The 1624-nt window shown below is 59.6% G+C and carries 2 protein-coding genes; both read left to right on the top strand.

Annotated elements, in window-relative coordinates:
- Window positions 1-481 precede the first annotated feature (481 nt).
- Window positions 482-946: an NADH-quinone oxidoreductase subunit I gene (locus FJY67_12230; protein MBM3330212.1), complete on the top strand. Its 465-nt coding sequence runs from the start codon at window positions 482-484 to the stop codon at window positions 944-946.
- Window positions 947-1014: 68 nt separating this feature from the next.
- Window positions 1015-1614: a peptide deformylase gene (def, locus tag FJY67_12235; GenBank protein ID MBM3330213.1), complete on the top strand. Its 600-nt coding sequence runs from the start codon at window positions 1015-1017 to the stop codon at window positions 1612-1614.
- The last annotated feature ends 10 nt before the right edge of the window (window positions 1615-1624 follow it).

A 1624-nucleotide genomic window follows, 5' to 3' on the forward strand; every position in this document is an offset into this window, starting at 1 on the left:
GTTTGGTCGGAAAGCGCCGGTCTGGCTCGACGAGTATTATGACCATATCATCAGGAATGAGGCTGATTTAGTGGAGAAGTTAGGGTACACATTGACGAATCCGCAACGAAGATGGCCAGCCTTGGAATCTTATAAATGGGTTTGGAGTTTATTTGGCTCCGCGTAGGTCGGACCGCTGAGTCCGACCTACTGAACTTGTCGGGCTCGGCGGCCCAACCTACTGAACTTGTCGGGCTCAGCGGCCCGACCTACTGAACTTGTCGGGCTCAGCGGCCCGACCTACGCGAAAGGGAAGTCGGGCTCAGCGGCCCGACCTACGCGAACCGAACGTGATTAGTGCGACACGCAAACAACACACTTTCCACATACAATGACCAAAAAAATCACCACCGTCTCCGTTGACGTCGGGGTCGCGGAGCAGATCTACTGGGTCGAAGTGATCCGGGGTCTCTGGATCACCAACCGCCACTTCTGGGCGAATATGGCTTTCCACACGCTCAAGATGTTCGGCGTCAAGCCGCAGGGCGAGGGAGCCTCTGCGACCTACCAGTATCCCGAAGAGAAACGCCCCGTCCACCCCCGCTGGCGAGGCAGACACCGGCTGACCGTCAAGCAGAACGGCGCGATGCGCTGCACCGCCTGTATGCTCTGCGAAACCGTCTGCCCCTGCGACTGCATCCATATCACCCCCGGCGAATCGCCCGACCCCAAGGTCGAGAAATTCCCCGAGCGGTTCGACATCGACATCCTCCGCTGCTGCTTCTGCGGGCTCTGCGCCGAAGCCTGTCCGGTGGACGCGATCCGTATGGATGTGCAGGACTTCAACCTCGCCGCGTATTCGCGCGACGTCATCTACACCAAGGAATTCCTGATGGGCGTCGATAAGAAACGCCCGTGGGAAACTATCGTTCTGGTGGACGACGAGGAGCGCGCCAATGCCGCGTAGGCGAGGATTTCGCCGCGAAGGAGACGAAGGATACAAAGATTTGAATACATTGAACCTTTGTATCCTCCCTGCACTTTGCGGTAAATCGCTCGGAGCCGCCGGTGCTGCTTAAGATTACCCCTTACGGGACGCCGCTCCTGAGGAGGCAATCGGCGCGGATCGATCCAATCACGCCTGAGATCAGGCAGCTCGCCGCCGATATGATCGACACGATGCGCGCCGCGAACGGGCTCGGGCTTGCCGCTCCGCAGGTCGGCCGGTCGCTCCAGATGTTTGTGATGGACTGGGCGGTGCTGGAGGAGGGGCGCAGCGACGGCGTCGCCTATCTTAACCCGGAAATCCTCGACAAGGCGGGGAACAACGTCTCGAAGCAGGAGGGATGTCTCTCGGTGCCGAAAGTCTTCGCCGACATCATCCGCCCCGACAAAGTCCGCGTCCGCTACCAGACCGACAAAGGCGAGACCGTCGAAGAGACGCTGACTGGCCTCCCCGCGCGGGTTTTTCAGCACGAATTCGATCACCTGCAGGGAGTGCTCTTCATCGACCGCGTCACCGCCGACGTGAGGAAGCAGCTGAAGCCGGGCTTGCAGGCGATCCTGACCGGCGAGGTGAAGCCGTTCGATCCGGAACACCCGGATGAGGAGTTGATGGAAAAGGAGGAAAGATGACAGAACTTCA

It is taken from the genome of Calditrichota bacterium, assembly GCA_016867835.1.
Classification (GTDB): Bacteria; Electryoneota; AABM5-125-24; order Hatepunaeales; family Hatepunaeaceae; genus VGIQ01.

What these genes read in the sequence shown, in the direction of transcription:
- FJY67_12230 (MBM3330212.1), top strand. Translation starts at nt 482, where the DNA reads ATGGCTTTCCACACGCTCAAGATGTTCGGCGTCAAGCCGCAGGGCGAG.